17 protein-coding genes are annotated in these 18,937 nt (G+C 38.1%); 10 read left to right on the forward strand and 7 right to left on the reverse strand.

The genetic code is table 11. The annotated features are described in order from the left end of the window. The first annotated feature begins 241 nt into the window (after positions 1-241). Positions 242-1,222, forward strand: coding sequence for an OmpG family monomeric porin (locus tag LDO51_RS05700; protein ID WP_225576659.1), 981 nt, complete (start codon positions 242-244; stop codon positions 1,220-1,222). 91 nt (positions 1,223-1,313) lie between these two features. Here the strand turns inward: LDO51_RS05700 and LDO51_RS05705 are convergent, their stop codons facing one another. The 7 genes from LDO51_RS05705 to LDO51_RS05735 form a co-directional block, all read right to left on the reverse strand. Further along, a complete protein-coding gene (locus LDO51_RS05705; RefSeq protein ID WP_225577228.1) occupies positions 1,314-2,327 on the reverse strand; it encodes a sulfate ABC transporter substrate-binding protein in 1,014 nt (337 codons plus the stop codon). A gap of 183 nt (positions 2,328-2,510) precedes the next feature. Beyond that, positions 2,511-3,488 carry a 6-phosphofructokinase gene (gene pfkA, locus LDO51_RS05710; RefSeq protein ID WP_132497045.1) on the reverse strand — a complete coding sequence of 326 codons (978 nt, stop codon included), beginning with the start codon at positions 3,486-3,488 and terminating at the stop codon, positions 2,511-2,513. Positions 3,489-3,887: 399 nt separating this feature from the next. Further along, positions 3,888-4,832, reverse strand: a complete 945-nt coding sequence (locus tag LDO51_RS05715) for a phosphatidate cytidylyltransferase (RefSeq protein ID WP_225576661.1) — start codon at positions 4,830-4,832, stop codon at positions 3,888-3,890. Next, on the reverse strand, positions 4,829-5,470 hold the full coding sequence (locus tag LDO51_RS05720) for a lysophospholipid acyltransferase family protein (protein WP_225576662.1): 642 nt from the start codon (positions 5,468-5,470) through the stop codon (positions 4,829-4,831). The genes LDO51_RS05715 and LDO51_RS05720 overlap by 4 nt, the downstream gene beginning before the upstream one ends. A gap of 235 nt (positions 5,471-5,705) precedes the next feature. Then, complete coding sequence (locus tag LDO51_RS05725) at positions 5,706-6,461, reverse strand: M48 family metallopeptidase (protein ID WP_225576663.1); 756 nt, start codon at positions 6,459-6,461, stop codon at positions 5,706-5,708. 252 nt (positions 6,462-6,713) lie between these two features. Next, positions 6,714-7,295 carry a HutD/Ves family protein gene (locus tag LDO51_RS05730; RefSeq protein ID WP_225576665.1) on the reverse strand — a complete coding sequence of 194 codons (582 nt, stop codon included), beginning with the start codon at positions 7,293-7,295 and terminating at the stop codon, positions 6,714-6,716. Between the two features lie 296 nt (positions 7,296-7,591). After that, positions 7,592-8,152, reverse strand: a complete 561-nt coding sequence (locus LDO51_RS05735) for a Spy/CpxP family protein refolding chaperone (RefSeq protein WP_225576666.1) — start codon at positions 8,150-8,152, stop codon at positions 7,592-7,594. A gap of 151 nt (positions 8,153-8,303) precedes the next feature. Here LDO51_RS05735 and cpxR point away from each other — a divergent pair, with 151 nt between their 5' ends. From cpxR to LDO51_RS05780, 9 genes are all read left to right on the forward strand, one after another. Beyond that, complete coding sequence (gene cpxR, locus LDO51_RS05740) at positions 8,304-9,002, forward strand: envelope stress response regulator transcription factor CpxR (protein WP_006660535.1); 699 nt, start codon at positions 8,304-8,306, stop codon at positions 9,000-9,002. Beyond that, positions 8,999-10,369, forward strand: coding sequence for an envelope stress sensor histidine kinase CpxA (gene cpxA / locus LDO51_RS05745; RefSeq protein WP_154638635.1), 1,371 nt, complete (start codon positions 8,999-9,001; stop codon positions 10,367-10,369). The genes cpxR and cpxA overlap by 4 nt, the downstream gene beginning before the upstream one ends. Before the next feature lie 846 nt (positions 10,370-11,215). Then, the gene (locus LDO51_RS05750) at positions 11,216-12,460 is read left to right on the forward strand and encodes an oligosaccharide flippase family protein (RefSeq protein WP_225576667.1); all 1,245 of its coding nucleotides are present in this window, start codon (positions 11,216-11,218) and stop codon (positions 12,458-12,460) included. Then, entirely contained in the window at positions 12,447-13,904 is a 1,458-nt protein-coding gene (locus LDO51_RS05755; RefSeq protein WP_225576668.1) for a hypothetical protein, read from the forward strand. The genes LDO51_RS05750 and LDO51_RS05755 overlap by 14 nt, the downstream gene beginning before the upstream one ends. Positions 13,905-13,906: 2 nt before the next feature. After that, positions 13,907-14,815, forward strand: coding sequence for a glycosyltransferase family 2 protein (locus tag LDO51_RS05760; RefSeq protein ID WP_225576669.1), 909 nt, complete (start codon positions 13,907-13,909; stop codon positions 14,813-14,815). Between the two features lie 478 nt (positions 14,816-15,293). After that, complete coding sequence (locus LDO51_RS05765) at positions 15,294-16,070, forward strand: hypothetical protein (protein WP_225576670.1); 777 nt, start codon at positions 15,294-15,296, stop codon at positions 16,068-16,070. Between the two features lies 1 nt (position 16,071). Further along, positions 16,072-17,244 carry a glycosyltransferase family 4 protein gene (locus LDO51_RS05770; RefSeq protein ID WP_225576672.1) on the forward strand — a complete coding sequence of 391 codons (1,173 nt, stop codon included), beginning with the start codon at positions 16,072-16,074 and terminating at the stop codon, positions 17,242-17,244. A gap of 33 nt (positions 17,245-17,277) precedes the next feature. After that, positions 17,278-17,730 (forward strand): DapH/DapD/GlmU-related protein, encoded by a 453-nt coding sequence (locus LDO51_RS05775; RefSeq protein ID WP_225576673.1) that lies wholly within the window; start codon positions 17,278-17,280, stop codon positions 17,728-17,730. Positions 17,731-17,769: 39 nt separating this feature from the next. Further along, entirely contained in the window at positions 17,770-18,936 is a 1,167-nt protein-coding gene (locus LDO51_RS05780; protein WP_132497003.1) for a nucleotide sugar dehydrogenase, read from the forward strand. Position 18,937: the final 1 nt, after the last annotated feature.

Below are 18,937 nucleotides of genomic sequence, written 5' to 3' on the forward strand. Positions count from 1 at the left end.
AGACAGAATCAAGATAATTCATTTAGATTGCTTGTGTCGGCTCACCGACTTTTCATGATTGATATTCTTTATTTAGTAAATTAGTTACGTAATAAAAATCAATGGCTCCTTATTAATTATAGTAGTTATAGTAATTATAGTACCGTTATTCTTCAAAGAGCCCGAAATACCTTGCTTATTATAATTAATTTGTGAGCTCATTGATTTTCAATCATTAAATAATTAAAGCATTCTATAAAGGATGAATATGAAGTCTATAACGGGTTTAATTCTTAATACCGCAATTCTTAGCACAGCAATCATTTTCCCTATCGCCAGCTATTCTCAATCCAGTCAATCTCAGTCCAGTGATGACCATTGGCGCATCAAAACCAATGTGTATGTCGAACTCGAAGAGTATCAAGGTCAGCGAGATTCACTGAATAACAAAGTGTATGACAAAGCCAGTATGATAGGTAAGTTATCGCTGAGTAATCCGGCATCTACTTGGTCGTTTGATCTCGAACACCGAGAAACGTTAAGAAATCACGGAAAAAACTTCGCTAATTCCCGAGATTCCTACATTCGTAATCGAACCCAAATCGGTTTAACCAAACAGTTTATCAAAGATAAAATTTCCAACCTCGATATCAATTTCACTTACCGAAAAGAATCCAATGACGGCACGCCAGGCTCTAAAGCCCGCTCATCCAACAGCCTCTATTGGGTTATGCCTTCCGGTTCCATCAACCTTGATGAACGATGGACATTTAACTATTGGGGCGCACTTTACTACTACAGTAATTTCTATGAGGCCAATCGCTACGAATTTGAATCTGAAGTTGGCATTAGCTACAAACTTACCGATAGCATTAAAGCCAAGGCCAGCTATTACAGTGATAAAACATGGGATAATGAGTTCACCACCCAATCTTTACAACGCCAAATTCGCCTTGGCTTACCCGTGACTATCAACCAAGATTGGAGCATTTCCCCTTATTTCCGCTATCTCATTAATGATAATGACTACAACAATAGAGGCTCGATCACTCAGCAACTACGCAGTGGCTACCGTATTGGAACTCAAGTGGAATACAAAGTGACACCGAAGTTCGCATTGTGGGGCGGCGTTGCCTATGAGCCCACTAAATGGAAATACCCAAAAGGCAGTGAAAAAACATCAGGGAACAGTAATAAACAAACGATGTATCTCGGTCAGCTTGGCGTGAAATATAGCTGGTAGCAATAACTATTTGGCAGTTATAAATTCCTAGCCGTTCCGCCCGTTATAGCGGACGGTTAGGAGTTTAATGTTGTCTTTAAATCGTTAGCGATTAGCGGCGAATGATTTCATCAAAGATCCCACCATTAGCAAAATGTGTTTTCTGCGCTGATTGCCACCCCCCAAAATTTGCATCCACGGTGAGTAATTTCAATTGTGGAAACTGGTTTTGATATTCTTTGGCTACTTGAGCATCTCGGGGACGATAATAGTTTTTCGCAGCAATTTCTTGCCCTTTCGGTGAATACAAAAATTCCAGATAGGCTTGTGCCACTTCACGGTGATCTCGCTTATCCACCGTTTTATCGACAACAGCAACGGTCGGCTCTGCCAAAATAGAAATGCTCGGGGTAACAATTTCAAAATCCCCCTTCGCGCCTAATTCATTAATGGCTAACAACGCCTCATTTTCCCATGCTATCAATACATCACCAATTCCACGCTCGACAAAGCTGTTGGTTGCCCCTCTCGCGCCAGAGTCTAGTACTTCAACATTTTGATAAAGTTGCTTCACAAACTGCTTAGCCTTTTCTGGGTCATTATGATTTTTTTCTAATCCATATCCCCATGCCGCCAAATAATTCCAACGCGCACCGCCCGATGTTTTCGGATTCGGTGTCACAACCGAGACATCTTTGCGAATTAAATCATCCCAATCGCGAATATTTTTCGGGTTATCTTTACGCACTAAAAAGACAATGGTCGAGGTATAGGGGGCGGAGTTATCAGGCAGTTTTTTCAGCCAGCCAGGATTAATTTTGCCACTTTGTGCAATCGCATCCACATCGTATGCCAAGGCTAGCGTTACCACATCTGCCTCTAATCCGTTAATCACCGAAGTGGCTTGTTTACCGGAACCACCATGAGACTGGCGCACCGTTACCGTATCCCCCGTTTTTGCTTGCCAGTAATCACCAAACTCTTGATTATATTGGCGGTAAAATTCGCGGGTCGGGTCATAAGAGACGTTTAAAATTTGGATATCTTTCGCCCATGCCCCTGCTGTTAATAATAATAAAGAGAATGCCGCTATGGGATAGCGTGAACTTTGCCAGAAACGTACCATCATCCTTTTCTCCATTAATTGAACACGGAATTAGGCTGACAGATAGCAACAGCAACGGGAAATACCGAAAAGGTAAATCTTATAAATAAGAGGAATATCGAAGGGAACAAGGGCAATCTTCGCCGATATGGTCAACATAAGGCCAACCATACCGGTGAGATTTGCAATAATAGAGGTAAAAAATCAGTACAGTTTTTTCGCTGTTTCCAGCCAATCTTTCTTGAAGACACGCTTCATGTTCATGACCGCATCCACGATATCATGGTGAACTAATTTTTCATTTTGGATCCCCACACAACGCCCGCCGTAACCTTCAAGCAGCAGCTGAATAGAGTATGCGCCCATGCGAGAAGCCAAAATACGGTCATAAGCAACCGGGGAACCGCCGCGCTGAATATGCCCTAATACGGTTGCACGCGTTTCATGATGAGTTTCTGCTTCAATATATTTTGCTAACTCATCCACATCGCAAACGTGCTCGGTGATCGCGACAATCGCATGGCGCTTGCCTTTTTCAATCCCACGTTTGATTTCCGACAGTAACTCTTCACGGTTAAATGGCATTTCTTGCTCTGGCAGAACTAAAAACTCACAGCCACCTGCAATTGCCGCAGATAGGGTGAGATCCCCACAATAACGCCCCATCACTTCAACGATGGAAATACGTTTGTGAGAAGTCGATGTATCACGTAAGCGGTCAATCGCTTCAACCACGGTTTCTAACGCGGTGAAATAACCGATGGTGTAGTCTGTTCCCGCAACGTCGTTATCAATTGTGCCCGGTAAACCAATGCATGGGAAACCTAATTCAGTTAGGCATTTAGCACCAAGATAAGAACCGTCACCACCAATAACAACCAGTGCATCAATGTGGTTTTTCTTCAGGTTTTCAACCGCTACCGCGCGGACTTTTTCATCACGGAATTGAGGGAAGCGAGCAGAGCCTAAGAATGTACCGCCACGGTTGATCATGTCCGAAACGCTATAACGGTCTAATTGCTTCATGCGGTTTTCATAAAGGCCGAGGTATCCATCAAAAATACCCATCACTTCTAAACCTTCCGCGAGAGCTGCACGCACTACGCCGCGAATCGCTGCGTTCATACCCGGTGCATCTCCACCGCTCGTTAACACTCCAATTCTTTTAATCTGCTTGACCATGATGACCTCTGATTAATGAACATAAATTGCAAATCTATGAAAAAACCACCGCACTGCACTGATATTCATTGCGACTCGCTAACGGATTAACCGCTAAAACTCAGCAAATAATTTTGCTGAATTGATTCAACAAATGAAATAATACGACAAAGCAAGGATTATGCATGGGTTTTCCCGCCAACTTTTATGTTTTCTTGTGATCTCGATAACATAATTTTAGCTCAAATAACGAAAACCAACCCACTCAACGTAATCATCTTACTTCGAAGTACAAATTAAGTCTCGATGATAGCATGTTAATCTCAGTGCGACTCCATCATTGCAAGATGCGAGACATTTTCCTATAAAAAAAGCACCCTAAGGTGCTTTTACAGTTCAAAATCTATTTATAACAGGTAATTAGGTATAAAAATAACGCGTTAAGTGGAAAAAAATTGGCGCGGCAAAACACAGGGAATCAATTCTATCTAACATTCCGCCATGCCCTTCAATGATGGCACCAAAGTCTTTGATCCCGCTGTCACGTTTAATTGCGGACATACACAGCCCACCGACAAAGCCCATTAACGTAATCGCCAATGACATTAACCCAGCTGCCCACCAACTAAAAGGTGTTACCCAGTACAAACAGATACCAATCAGCACTGACGTTAATATTCCACCGATAAATCCTTCGACAGTTTTATTTGGGCTAAGCTTAGGCACAATGGGGTGTTTGCCAAGTAACTTACCAAATACATATTGCAGTACATCAGAAATTTGCGTGACCACAATTAAGAACAGCAGCAGCTTAACGTTTTCCCCTTGATAACCTTCAATATTCAACATCAACAAAGCGGGTACATGGCTCAAACAGAATACCGTGACCAACATACCCCACTGTATTTTCGCCGTGCGTTCAAGAAAGTGGTAAGTATCCCCCGCCAATGCGATACGCGTCGGTAAAAATAAGAAGACAAACACGGGTACAAAAATCGAAAACATCCCATACCACTCAATCCCAACCAGTACATATTGCAAAGGAAGAAATACGAAAAAACACCAAAATAGCGCTTCATGGTCGCTACGGCGGGTCGGCGCTAGCGTAATAAATTCCCTTAATGCAAAGAAAGAGATCAACGCAAATAGGATCACGACCCCGATATTCCCAAGCACCACGGCCAAAACGCAGACGATACACATCACCCACCAAGCACGAATACGCGCATTTAGGTTATCGATGGTTGGGTTACTTTTTTCCCCTGAATAACGGTATGCCAGAATACCCCCTATCACGCTGGCAACCATTAGAATACCGAAGACACCGGATAACAGCAGTACTAATTCACGATCCCAAAGACTCATGGCATCATCTCCTCAAGTGCAACTTTCGCTCTTTGTAAAAAATCTGCCTTATTTTCATCTTCAGTCAGTGGGGATAGTGGCTTCCCAACCGTTGCTGAACAGATAACTGGAACCACGAGCTTCGTTCCTTTCGGTAGCACTCGATTTAAATTTTCCAAATACACTGGGACGACTTCAACATTGGGGTATTTTTTCGCTAAATGATAAATCCCGCTTTTAAAGCTACCCAGCTCCTCACCATCTCCTCGAGTTCCCTCTGGAAATAAAATTAATGAGTGGTTTGCAGCAAGCACTGCTTCTAGCGGCTCAAGGACAGACTCTTTTGCAGGTTTATCCCCTTTTCTATCCACCAATACGGCTCGAAACACTTTATTGACGAGATAGCGACGAAATGGCGTGCCATTCCAATAATCTTTCGCGGCAACAGGGTGAACAAAATGGCGCATTAAAGGTGGCAGCCCTGACCAGATAACCAACCCGTCGAGGTGGCTTGAATGGTTGGCATAGTAGATGCGGGGGGTAATAGCCGGTTGGCATCCAACCCAACGTGTACGGACACCCGTTAATAAACGACAAGTACCGGACAACAGCATTCCCATTCCTTTCGCCAGCAGAGAAATTCGCTGTATTTTTTCCATCTTTTTTCCTTGCTCTCTTATCAAGCACAAATAAAACAATGATAAAAAATTCTTAATCGTATTTGCTTAATAAGATATGCAGCGTCGAACAAGAGCACAACTGGATAAGTTCTGATTTGTGATTTTATTTTCACCACCAGAATTAAGATAAAATGCAGGCTATATGTAAAACTCAAATGTTAGATAAAAAATAGGGAAGCCTTAGCTTCCCCATTAATATCATTTAAGATAAAAATTATTTTTTATCTGCCTCGATACGGTCACGGATATGTTGTGCACGCTCATCTGATGGTGGGTGAGAATCAAACATGCTAGTTTCTTTGCTACCCAGTTTTGCTAATTTATCAAAACCAGTCACTAAACCTTTGGTATCCACACCACGTTTTTTCAGCAGGTCATAAGAGAAATCATCTGCCTGGCTTTCTTGGTGTTGAGAGAACTGAGAGTTAACCAGTTTTTGACCCAGCTCACCTAATTGTGACGAGCTTAATTGAGTCGCAACATCGTTACCTGATGCTGCCGCCGCAGTACGTGCTGCAACTGCTGCATAAGCAACTTGCATTGCTTTACGGGTATGACCTAAAGCAACGTGACCCATTTCGTGACCCAGAACGCCTTCAACTTCATTGTCGTTCATGATGTCCATCAGGCCGCTGTATACACGTACACAGCCATTTGCCATTGCCCATGCGTTCACATCTTTGGTCATGTAAACTTTATAGTTAACCGGAGTACCGTCAACTTCACTACCCAGTGCTTTAGCAATTTTGTTTAAGCGTTGAGTGTATTTGCTTGAAGCTGGCGCAATTTTGTTTTCTGCGTCCATCTCTTTACAAGCGTCATCGCTGAATTTTTTAACATCTGCATCAGATAATGTCGCAGCTTGGAATAATTGCATTCCAGAGTTGGTCATCAGCCCAGTATCCATACTCTTACAGCCAGTCATAATGACCGCAGAAACTGCGACCGCAACAAGCGCCTTCATTTTCATCTTATTTTTTCCTTGCTACAAAAATTATATTACTATTTTTTATAAACCATTCTCGTTTTAATAACGATTCGAAGATACAGCCTAAAGATTCTGTTTAAAATCACAATAAGAATAAAGCCATTAAATAAGGAATCTATGAATTTGATAGCAATTTTGTCTTAAGAGTGAAATTATCAGAATTATCCGCTAACCAAATAGTCGCGATTTGACTGAGTTAAATCATTCCAAAATGGCTTAAACAGCTTTGTAGCGTTATCTTTCAAATAACTCAATCACACAAAAGTCCCCATGATGCTCAGGAGAAGCGATATATTGCGTAGGGGCGCCTGTTTTTTCGACCAATAGGGTTTCAAAATCATTTAAGGCCGAATGCTGGCCGTCTACCTGCAACTCTAGCTTGCCCTGTAAGTTAAAAATCAGTACACAGTTTCCATTACTGATCCACGAGTTTGCCGACTCACAAGATACCCACTGCAGCCGAGCTGAATACTTTTCAGGGTTATAAATCAAATTAAAATCGCGAATGGCTTCATTGATTAATTCGGCATACACATCACTTTCACCATTAAAGGCGTGAAATTGCTTTTGTAATAAAGAAACGGGCGGTTTTTTATCTATCTGCAGCACAATTCCAGTACCTTCCAGTACGCCAATGATGCGCTGTTTATTTGGGAAGAAAGAGAATGAGCCCGCGGATTTTACATCTGCAATTGACACTCGCCAGTCAAAGTTTTCTAGCCCTTCCCCGTGGCTTCTCGCGAGTTCTAACGTAAATCCTTGCCCATTTTTCCAAGGCATTTTTTTATAATCTTGAGCAGTAAGTTTCTGGATCATGGCACAATATGACCTCTTTGGATGTGTGAAAATCTATTTTGCAAGTGTTCAGAATAATCGTTGGAAATAAAGATAGTACGTGGAAAGTGAATGTATAGACAATCTAAAGTTGTCGTTAAATTGATAAATAAAAAAAAGCCCCTTAAAAAGGGGCTATAAAAGACAGGGATGGTGTCTATGGCAAGGAAAAACTTCAGTTATTGCTACTTCACTACTTACTTCGAAACTCAACGATACAACTTAAAAATGCAACTACAGGCTTTAAAAAACTCAACTACACTCACTACTAGGAATCTCTACTGCATAACTTGATATTCAACGAACTTATGCTGATTGATTTGCTCAAGCTGCGCCTTCTGCTCTGGCGTCAGTAACTGGTAAAGCTCATGATGGATACGTGCCATCTCAACGCGTTCATCCAGTTCTTTTTGCAATTGTTTCTCAAGTTGCGCTCGGACAGCTTTATCATCAAAGCGATCCGCTATAATAAGTTTGTGTAATGACTCACGCTCTTGTATTGAGGCAACATTTTCACTATGACGGTGGCGCTGGGTAGCCATTAAGTCACGAAGCTGTTGGCGCTGTTTCTCACTCAACGTGATACCATTAAACATAAATTCACTGGCACGTTCGTCGCTATTTAATGATTCAGGAGTCTGAAATTGAATAGCAATATGTGTGGTTTGCAGTGGCTGGTCCGGTTGCATTTGAAGCACTAATGAGGGTTCATCATTAACACTACTTTCAGATGCTTCACCAAACGCAGCGACTGGCCCGAAAACAAATGCAGAAGCTAAAACGTATGCGGCTGTTTTATGTACTGAACTGTGTTTTGTTCTGTGTACTATTCTTTGCATTTAGATACCTTGTCTCCGAACGATGCTCGTGATTCAATGGAGTTAAATATACGCGGTCGGCTGCAAACTAGCGTCAGAGCATGTAAAAGAACGTAAAGTCATGGAAACGTGAAGATTGTTATCGTATTTTGGCAGTTGGAGGAGTTAATTAATGCATAAAATCCTATTAGTTGATGACGACCGTGAACTCACGTCGCTTTTAAAAGAACTGCTGGAAATGGAAGGTTTCAATGTTGTCATCGCTTATGACGGTGAGCAAGCATTACAGCAAATCGATTCATCCATTGACCTATTATTACTCGATGTCATGATGCCGAAGAAAAACGGTATTGAGACATTAAAAGAGTTACGCCAAATTCACCAAACGCCAGTCATTATGCTAACGGCGCGTGGCAGTGAATTAGATAAAGTGCTGGGCTTAGAACTCGGCGCGGATGACTATTTACCCAAACCATTTAACGATAGGGAGTTAGTAGCGCGAATTCGTGCGTTACTGCGCCGCTCAAACTGGAGCGAACAAACTCAAGGGGATAACAGCAACACCCCAACCTTACAAGTGGACAAATTACAGCTCAATCCAGGTCGTCAAGAAGCCAGCTTCGACAACGAAATCCTTGATTTAACGGGCACCGAGTTTACTTTGCTCTATCTATTAGCCCAGCATTTAGGGCAAGTGGTCTCAAGAGAGCATCTAAGCCAAGAAGTTTTGGGTAAGCGCCTCACGCCATTTGACCGTGCTATCGATATGCATATTTCAAACTTGCGCCGCAAACTTCCAGAACGCACCGATGGTCAACCTTGGTTTAAAACCTTGCGCGGACGCGGTTACTTGATGGTTTCTGCCACATGATCAACAGCTTAACAGCTCGAATATTTGCGATTTTCTGGTTTACCCTCGCACTGGTTTTAATGCTCGTGCTGATGGTGCCTAAGCTCGACTCTCGGCAGCTCACCGTCCTGATGGAAAGTGAGCAACGCCAAGGGGAGATGCTTGAGCAACACATCGAAGCCGAACTCGCACAAGCACCAATGAACGACCTACTTTGGTGGCGACGGATTTCCAACGCCATCAAAAAATGGGCCCCCCCAGGTCAACGGCTGATTATCGTGACCAGCGAAGGCCGAGTGATCGGCGCGATGCCGAGTGAAATGCAGGTGATCCGCAACTTTATTGGTCAATCCGATAATGCTGACCACCCTAAGAAGAAAAAGTACGGACGCGCTGAGATTTTGGGCCCATTTTCTATACGGGACGGTGAAGATCACTACCAACTCTATTTAGTTCGCCCGGCAAGCAGCCCGCAGTCAGACTTTATTAACCTATTGTTTGATAGACCGTTTTTACTCTTGATTGCCACCATGTTAATCAGCGCACCGCTATTACTATGGCTATCATGGAGCTTGGCTCGCCCTGCTCGTAAATTAAAAATGGCGGCGGACGATGTAGCAAAAGGTAACTTGCGCCCACACCCAGAGCTAGAATCCGGTCCCCAAGAATTTTTATCAACGGGTAACAGTTTTAACCAGATGATCAGTGCGTTAGATGGCATGGTCACAGCTCAGCAACGATTGATTTCTGACATTTCCCATGAACTGCGCACCCCACTCACTCGATTACAGCTCGCGACGGCATTATTACGTCGCCGCCATGGTGAGAGTAAAGAACTGGAACGCATCGAAACAGAAACTCACCGTTTAGATAGCATGATCAATGACTTGCTGGTGCTCTCTCGCAGTCAGCATAAAAATGAAATTCTTCGCGAACACATCAAAGCCGATGAGTTATGGGGAGATATTCTTGATGATGCAAGCTTTGAAGCGGAGCAGATGAACAAGACGCTGGATGTCACATCGCCCCCAGGTTCATGGCCGTTATATTGCAATCCATCCGCCATTGGTAGTGCGTTTGAAAACATCGTGCGTAATGCGCTACGTTATTCAAACACCCATATTGCGGTTGATTTCAAAGAAGAAAATAACGGTATTTTGATCACTGTTGACGATGATGGCCCGGGGGTTAGTCCTGCTGACCGCGAGCATATCTTCCGACCGTTCTATCGCACCGATGAAGCTCGCGACAGAGAAACCGGTGGTACAGGGCTTGGCTTAGCGATTGTTGAAACAGCAATTTCCCAACATAAAGGCTGGGTGAAAGCAGACGACAGCCCGCTAGGTGGGTTACGCTTACAGATTTGGCTACCAGAACACGGGCGCTAATCTTGCATTATGAAGGCCTTTGGTGCTCATGTGCCAAAGGCCTTTTTATATATCAGCCATATATTCCTATCTTATTTCGAGCAATATTCCCTACCAAACTCAATCTGACTGATAATTAACTTATTCATATTCACAAACAGTGTGCAATTAGCATTTCAAACATTGTGCAATATTTGCCTACACGGGTTTACTACATATACTTGTAAGTAAGAAATAGCTCAGACAATTCTTATAAATATTATATTTCAGTGATTACATCGTTATTCGAGTAATTACCTTTTTCCACAACACACGAGCGTGTTCTATTGATATATTAATAACATACATCAAGTTACTGCTGTGATTATCATTATTTTTTATACTATCTCGCCGTATGCATGCTTTTTCTTGACTATTAAGTTGTTCGCCAAGTATAGATATCGCTCAAACTAATGTGCTACCCAATATGAAATTAATAATTTTTGATAGAGAAGTATGCTAAGAAGTCACTCAATGGTTTCAAAAAAGTGATCCGAAGATTATAGACAAGTAGTGATTTTTAGGCCTCTCACATCGATAGTCACTCCGATACTTTAGTGCTATTATTAAGGGCTTTTGATTGATTGTGCTTACGGCACGAGCCAACCTATATGGGAAGGCTATCATAAGCAGTGTTTATTAATTGAGCGATTTTGTAAAAAGTGCAGTATTTTCAATTAATAAACACTAAATTTTGAAATTCAATGGCGCTCTGGGACCCGATAACCCAGTGCGGTAGCTATGGGATTTCTGAAATAATCTTAGTTAGGTTTGATAACACTAATTTGAAAGCTACCGACAATCCATAACTGCTAAATAGAGAATTTAATGCTTTTAAAATATGTTCTAGGCTCATCAAGTGCTGCTTTGTTAAGATTTATTGCATTCTTAATTTTAATTAAAGCTGTCGGTGTTGATGACTATGGAAGTATTGCATTTTATTTATCCTTTGCTACTATCGCATCAACCTTTGCGCCTTTAGGTTCGTATAATAGCACAATTAGAAAAGCACAATCAGGAGAAAGCTTAAAGAGTATATTATTTTATTTCATTTCTCCCACTCTATTTATATCGGCATTATTTTTAATGTTGTCTTTTTACCTAAAGGATACTAAATTATTCATATATATATATGTAGCTGAATTATTAGGCTCGGTTCTTCCAAGTTATTTATACGCAGTAATAAATACAACAGGCAACCAAATAAAATCTGCCATATCTCAATTCTTAGGTGGAGTAATAAATTTAATTATTAGCCTAGATATACTCATCAATAAAAAAAATTATATCTCCTGGGCTCAAAACTACTTACTTGGAAGTATAATAATTTTCATTATTGCTCTTTTTTTCTTAAGAAAAACATATTTAGGAAAGAATGATAGCCAAATTATATCTATATCCAACTTAATTAAAAATACAAAGAATGACATTTGGAATACACTATCAATCGCATCTAGAACATTATTTTTTAACATTGATAGAATTATATTAAACTATATCATTCCACAATATGTATATGGGATTTACAGTATCTGCATCAGACTAACATCTTCAGTTTATTTATTAATATCCAATACCATACATTATTATGAATCCCATTTTTTTCTGTATGGAAAGGAAAAAAAATCCGCAAAAATAGATGAGCTAAAGTTAACATGCACAAGAAAAGCAACAAAAACAATAACAATAGTTTTTGTTCTTCAATTACTTACCGCTCTTATTTTATATCAATTAGTGAATTTTTTTAGCTTTAGTAAATATTTGACTTATGACTTGAAAATTGACTATAACGATATATATATTTGGATTTATTATTATTTTACACTAATGACCTTATTGTATCCCATGAGCAAGTTATGGATATATCTTTATATATTAAATGGCTTAAAAATGGAAAAGGAACGAATGCTAATACTGACTTGTGGTTCTATTACTTCAGTTTTATTTATGTTTTTACTTATTCCTATATCATATTATCTTCTCCCACTCGCTTTATTAATCGGATACTTGGTTCCAATATACCTATCTAAAAAAACCATAACAGCAAGGCTATCTGAACGTGACTTTATTTAATAAAAAACATATTTTATCTAAAATTGGGTGTATGTATAAGGATTACCTAACATCAACTGAATATGAAGTTATTGAAATATCTCCTAAAAATCTAGCTCTTGATAAAAGACTAGACATCATACTAAAATTAATATGTATTCCTCACATTTTAGGAAAAGAAAGCTCAAGTTCCATTGAAAATTTATACAAAGAACATATTAGATGTATGACCCAAGGAACATTCAAAGAATTTGGCTCTGAAACAAAGCTAGATTTACTTGCATTCAAAGAAGAATTCAAAGCTATTTGCACTTCGATTTCAGAGGATGGCTTCAATGAAAATACATCTCTCATACCTGTTACTAATAATTTAGTACCAATAAATGGAGCTCACAGAATAGCTGCTGCACTATACTTTGGCGCTAACATAAAAGTAGTGCTAATTCCAGAAATAAAAGACGTCAATTATGATATTAGTTTTTTTAGAAAATATCATTTTGATGAAAGATATATAAACTCAGCAATTATAAAACTATTTAATGTTAGTGAAAAATATATCTTAGGTGTTACATGGCCTGCATCTGGAATATTACCAAAGCATTTATCCGAATTATTTCAAAACAGACTCATTGACATCAGGAGCACTATCCTTACAAAAGAAGGGTGCCATAACATAGTTTGCGAAGCATATTCAAAAGAGAGTTGGCTAGGTACTGCAGCGAATAACTTTAAAGGAGCATGGGGAAAAGTTATACCATGCCTAGGTAAAAACAAACACCCAGCTAATTTTTTTATTTTACAAATTGCTGAAGAAGATAGCATTGTTATTTTAAAAGATGAAATACGAAGCAAAATTGGAATAGGAAAACATTCTATTCATATTTGTGATAATAATATAGATTCGCTGCCATTACTAAATTACGTTTACAATATCTATTTTGACAAAATAGTCAACACAAGCCATTATAAATATAAATCTCTATTAACTAAAATTGACTCTTTTTCAAAGAATATGAAACAGCAGAATATTGATAGTTCTGACGTATTATTAGATGGTAGTACTTTACTCGGAGCTTTAGGTTTAAGAGAACCAAGAGATTTAGATTACTTATCACTTGAAAATAAATCTATTCCTTTTTTTGATAAACATAATGATTATTTGAAATTTTATAACGAAGAACTAATTGATTTATTTTTAGATCAAAAAAACCACATTCATATATATGGATTTAAAATTATTAGTCCCTTAGCGTTCATAGAGTTTAAGAAAAACAGAAATGAGGAGAAAGATATTATAGATATAAAATTATTATCTTCTTTTGAGGAGAACTCAAATCTTTATTTTCTAAAAGCGAAAGTCAGTTCGGAGTTTTTATTTTTTAAATATAAAATAAGAAAGATTATAATTAAGTGTATTGAATTGACGGGAACAAAAAAAATACTGAAAAAAATCTTGAGACGCTAAATATGAAAATCACCGAACCTACAATTAGTATTATACTTCCTGTTTATAATGGAGGGGACTATTTATCATATGCCATTGAGTCCATCTTAAATCAAACCTTTACTGATTTTGAACTAATAATTATTAACGATGGTTCAACTGACTCTACCTATGATGTTATTAAAAATTTCGCAACAAAAGACAAACGAATTATTGCAATTAACAGAGAAAATAAAGGGCTTATTAGTAGTTTAAATGAGGCATTAGATATTTCTAAAGGTAAATTTATTGCCCGAATGGATGCTGATGATATTGCTCTACCCAATAGATTACAAAAACAGATAGACTATTTACTTGAAACTAAGTTTGACATTTGTGGATGCCATTATTTTGAGATAAATGAAACTAATAATATTATAGGGTTAAGATTGGTACCAACAACACAAGAAATGATAACTATTGCTCTTACTAGCAATGTTCCCTTTGCCCATCCATCTATTCTGATGAATAAAGAATTTCTTACAAAAAACAAACTAAAATACGGTTGTGGTACTGAAAAATATGCAGAAGATTTAAATCTCTGGATTCAAATGTTCAATTCAGGTGCTAAGTTTGGGAATGTTGATGATATATTATTCAGATATAGAATTCTACCTAATTCCCTATCGCGAGTTAGACAAAAGAAAATTTTAATTGATAGTGCAAAGCTATATTCTTTATATATACAAAAAAATAAAAGTGCGATAAAGCAAGCATTGAGTAACATTCACGCCACTTTAAATAAATATGAGCAAGAATGGGTTTGCTCTGCTTATATAAGTTTGCTATTGAGATTTAAATGTCTATCCTTTCTCTGGAATATTAAAAAATTTCCAAAAAAAATAGTTATAAACTCTTTTCTTAGCGAAATAAATAAATTTTTCAAACTATAAAATGACAACGACGAAAGAAATAACGAATACGCATCTATCTTTTTGCACTTTACTAGTGCTATATATGCTTTATGGTGTCAACTATAATTTTTTACTAGGTATACCTACTAGTTATATCTCGCTAGCCGTAATGATTTTGTATGCGTCCCTATACTCAATATTGCAGAAGCGATTTACTTTAAAGTTTAGAACAGCTATTGTCTTTTCTATTATTTTGTGTTTGATCTCCACACTTAGCCTTTCATTAAACCTTGGAACGATAGATTTATTCTTATTAAGAAGCTCCTTTATTTACTTAACAATTTGTTTTTTCTTTTTCCCTATCTATGAATCCATTTTTAAAAGTAGCCACTTACTACTTTTAAAATCTATTGGCTATGCAGGGTTAATCAATGGCCTCCTCATTATTTCCATGCTAATCGTTAAACCTTTTCAAATGTCTTATCTATCACTAATAAATCTAGATACTTTGAAACTAATGAAAGGTGATGGAATACTTGATGGGCTAATGTCTTTACGAATGATAGGGATAACTGGATTTTCAGCTTACTCAACTAGCTTTGTACAAATGTTATGCGCCATTTGTTTTTTACTATATGTTTTTTATAAAAAAAACAGAAAGCTAGAATTAAACTTGAGAGAAAGTTTAATTCTAATATTTATAATTCTCTCAGCTGTTATATCTGCTCGTTCAGCATTCTTAGGGATCCTAGTTTTCTTATTAATTCTTATAAAAATTTCCACTATAAAAGAGTTTACTAAGTTTATTTCTCTATCGTTGCTTTTAATAATAATATTTATAATTACCATTATCTCTTTTGTTCCAACAGAGTTTAAAGAATTTTTTATTCGATGGATAACTGAGCTATTTGTTTCTGGAACAAATACAGGTTCATTTCAAACTAATGTTAAGATGTTTAAATTCAGCTTAGCTGACTTTTCATTATTAGGTGATTCAAGGTGGTTTGGAGATAATAATGATTATTACATGAACATTGATGTGGGCTGGTATCGAATATTATTTTCCATTGGATATATTGGTTTATTTTTTTGGATATTAACCATCTTATCTATTGTAGGTTGGAAACATATACTTCCTCCCAGGTTAACATCAGAAAAATGGATAGCAGCTTTAATTTTATTATATATATTCATTATGAACTTTAAAGGTGCAATTTTGCTTGATAGCTTTCAATCCTTATTTATATTGCTATCTATAAATACAGCATTAACTAACAAGAAACTGAATTTATAAAATGAATAATAGAATATCTTTGTACTGTAATTGGAATGTTTACATTGATTGCGATGGTAAATTATGGCTTCCATCCGTTCATGCCCAATACCTTAAAGCGTTAAAAAATATAGGTTTCAGTGAAATTTACTTGGCGAGTAAAATTAGTAAAGTTAGACAGGAAGAACATGATTTCTCTTTTTTAAGCAATGAAATCACCATAATTCCAATACCTTACTTTACAAATTATACCCATTCTGTTTTTAAGCTTCCATCTATAATTAAAGCATTTTTAACTCTAGCTAGAAAAAAAACCAATCATTGCTACATTAGAACCTATGAACCTTTCATTTGGATATTGGTCCTTATACAGCGAGTTTTATCAAAAAAGACGCTATTGTGTATGCATTATATTTCTGATCCTAAATCAGCGATATTTTCGAATGCAAACTCAACACCTATAAGCAAATATCTTCGTTACATAACATTCCTTCCTGAATATTATCTAACAAATATAGCATCAATATTTTGTCGACTGTCATCAAACGGTCCTGTCCCTATTAAAAACACACCGTTTTTTGTTAAACGTAGAATAAATAAGGTTATTGAGAGTGCACTATTAGAATCAGACATAATAATAGAGAACGAAACTAATTCATCAATTATTAATAACAATATAGAAAATAAAAAAATATCGATACTTTATGTAGGCTACATTCGCCCATCTAAAGGTATTGATGTGCTTATTGACGCAGTGAACCTTCTAGTGAAAGATAATATAACTAATTTTAAAGTTACTATTATTGGAAACGGAGATTACTATAACAAAGTATCCAGTATTATTAACACATATAATCTAACAGAATATTTTGAATTTACTGGATATATACCTTTTTCTGAAAAACTATTCAGCTACTATAAAAACTCTGATATTTTTATTAACTTATCTCCTAGTGAAACAGGTCCTAGAGTATTATTGGAAGCAGGCATCTTTGGCTGTAAACTAATATCCACTGATGTGGGTTATGCAAGAGACATCATTGGATCTGATGGCATTATAATCAAGATTAACAATAGCTTAGAGGCCAAAGAAGCTATTAAAAATCTTATTTATAATATATCCCCCTCACCATCCAACAATTCTAGATTATTAGAATATACGACCGAAAATTTTTTCAAAAAAATACTCTATTAACACAGTCACTAAAATACTTTCAGATATTAAATCATGAAGAATAAATTATTGCTCATTTACTCATGGTTCATTAGAACCTTTCTTATCCTTTTCCCTGATATGCCAATAATAATGAGATTTCGAGGTTTTCTTTACTCTTTTGCAATGAAATCTTGTGGTAAAAACTTTCAAGTTTCTGCAAGCGCCTCTATTCGAGGAATTCAAAGAATATCATGTGGTAGCAATGTATATTTTGGACCAAACTCATATGTTTTTTCAAGAATAAGCATTGTTATTCATGATGAAGTTTTAGTCGCCATGAATAGTGTTATCATTGATAGCAATCATGGGAAAAAAAATAACAGTTATAGATATGCTCGTGGACGTACGCAAGAAATAGTAATAGAAAGAGGATCATGGATTGCAGCAAATTCTGTAGTTACCGCTGGATCTTATATAAAAGAAGGAACCATTGTTCCTCCTTGCACTGTCGTTAGGTACGAGTAAATACTTACCTAATTTATTTAATTGTCGAAAATTCAAATTATGAAAATAGCAATCGCAGGTACCGGCTACGTCGGTCTGTCTAACGCCATGTTACTGTCCCAACACCACGAAGTGGTGGCGGTCGATATCATTCCTGAAAAAGTGGCGATGCTTAATAATAAGCAATCCCCGATTATTGATACCGAAATCGAACAGTTTCTAACGGAAAAACAACTCAATTTCCGTGCAACCGAAGATAAAGTCGAAGCCTATACGGGCGCGCAATACGTGATTGTGGCGACCCCAACAGACTACGACCCAAAAACCAACTACTTCAACACCAATTCAGTGGAATCCGTCATTCATGATGTGAACAAACTGAACCCAGAAGCGACCATTATCGTCAAATCCACCATTCCAGTGGGCTTTACGGAGCGTCTGCGTGAAGAGTTCGGTTACACCAACGTGATTTTCTCCCCAGAATTTTTACGTGAAGGTCGTGCGCTGTGGGATAACCTGTACCCGTCCCGTATCGTGGTGGGCGAGCGTTCTGAACGCGCACAGATTTTCGCTGACTTACTGTTAGAAGGCGCGATTAAGAAAGATGTACCGGTGCTGTTTACTGACGGCACTGAAGCGGAAGCGGTTAAATTATTCGCGAACACCTTCTTAGCCATGCGCGTGGCGTACTTCAACGAATTAGACACTTACGCAGAAAGCCGTGGCTTGAATGCCCGTCAAATCATTGAAGGGGTTTCTTTAGACCCGCGTATCGGCAGCCACTACAACAACCCATCATTCGGTTATGGCGGCTACTGCTTACCAAAAGACACCAAGCAGTTACTGGCGAACTACGACGATGTGCCGAATAACCTGATTAACGCGATTGTTGAATCTAACCGCACGCGTAAAGACTTTATCTCGGATGCCATTATCGCCAAAGCGCCACGTAAAGTTGGTGTGTATCGCTTAGTGATGAAAGCGGGCTCTGATAACTTCCGTGCCTCGGCGGTGCAGGGTGTGATGAAGCGTATCAAAGCCAAAGGGATTGAAGTGGTGGTTTACGAACCAGTACTCAAAGAAGATGAATTCTTCCGCTCAAAAGTCATTCGTGATTTAGACGCATTTAAAGCTGAAAGCGACATTATCTTGGCAAACCGTATGGTGCCTGAACTGGATGATGTGGCAGACAAAGTCTATACCCGTGACCTGTTTGGTAATGACTAAT

The organism is Providencia alcalifaciens (assembly GCF_020271745.1).
GTDB classification, from domain to species: domain Bacteria; phylum Pseudomonadota; class Gammaproteobacteria; order Enterobacterales; family Enterobacteriaceae; genus Providencia; species Providencia alcalifaciens_B.

Bases quoted from the DNA above. Each gene is read 5' to 3' on its own strand.
- LDO51_RS05705 (WP_225577228.1), bottom strand. From the start codon at position 2,327: ATGGTACGTTTCTGGCAAAGTTCACGCTATCCCATAGCGGCATTCTCT.
- LDO51_RS05700 (WP_225576659.1), top strand. From the start codon at position 242: ATGAATATGAAGTCTATAACGGGTTTAATTCTTAATACCGCAATTCTT.
- cpxA (WP_154638635.1), top strand. From the start codon at position 8,999: ATGATCAACAGCTTAACAGCTCGAATATTTGCGATTTTCTGGTTTACC.
- pfkA (WP_132497045.1), bottom strand. From the start codon at position 3,488: ATGGTCAAGCAGATTAAAAGAATTGGAGTGTTAACGAGCGGTGGAGAT.
- LDO51_RS05780 (WP_132497003.1), top strand. From the start codon at position 17,770: ATGAAAATAGCAATCGCAGGTACCGGCTACGTCGGTCTGTCTAACGCC.
- LDO51_RS05730 (WP_225576665.1), bottom strand. From the start codon at position 7,295: ATGATCCAGAAACTTACTGCTCAAGATTATAAAAAAATGCCTTGGAAA.
- LDO51_RS05760 (WP_225576669.1), top strand. From the start codon at position 13,907: ATGAAAATCACCGAACCTACAATTAGTATTATACTTCCTGTTTATAAT.
- LDO51_RS05715 (WP_225576661.1), bottom strand. From the start codon at position 4,832: ATGAGTCTTTGGGATCGTGAATTAGTACTGCTGTTATCCGGTGTCTTC.
- cpxR (WP_006660535.1), top strand. From the start codon at position 8,304: ATGCATAAAATCCTATTAGTTGATGACGACCGTGAACTCACGTCGCTT.
- LDO51_RS05725 (WP_225576663.1), bottom strand. From the start codon at position 6,461: ATGAAAATGAAGGCGCTTGTTGCGGTCGCAGTTTCTGCGGTCATTATG.
- LDO51_RS05750 (WP_225576667.1), top strand. From the start codon at position 11,216: ATGCTTTTAAAATATGTTCTAGGCTCATCAAGTGCTGCTTTGTTAAGA.
- LDO51_RS05770 (WP_225576672.1), top strand. From the start codon at position 16,072: ATGAATAATAGAATATCTTTGTACTGTAATTGGAATGTTTACATTGAT.
- LDO51_RS05720 (WP_225576662.1), bottom strand. From the start codon at position 5,470: ATGGAAAAAATACAGCGAATTTCTCTGCTGGCGAAAGGAATGGGAATG.
- LDO51_RS05735 (WP_225576666.1), bottom strand. From the start codon at position 8,152: ATGCAAAGAATAGTACACAGAACAAAACACAGTTCAGTACATAAAACA.
- LDO51_RS05765 (WP_225576670.1), top strand. From the start codon at position 15,294: ATGAAAGGTGATGGAATACTTGATGGGCTAATGTCTTTACGAATGATA.
- LDO51_RS05775 (WP_225576673.1), top strand. From the start codon at position 17,278: ATGAAGAATAAATTATTGCTCATTTACTCATGGTTCATTAGAACCTTT.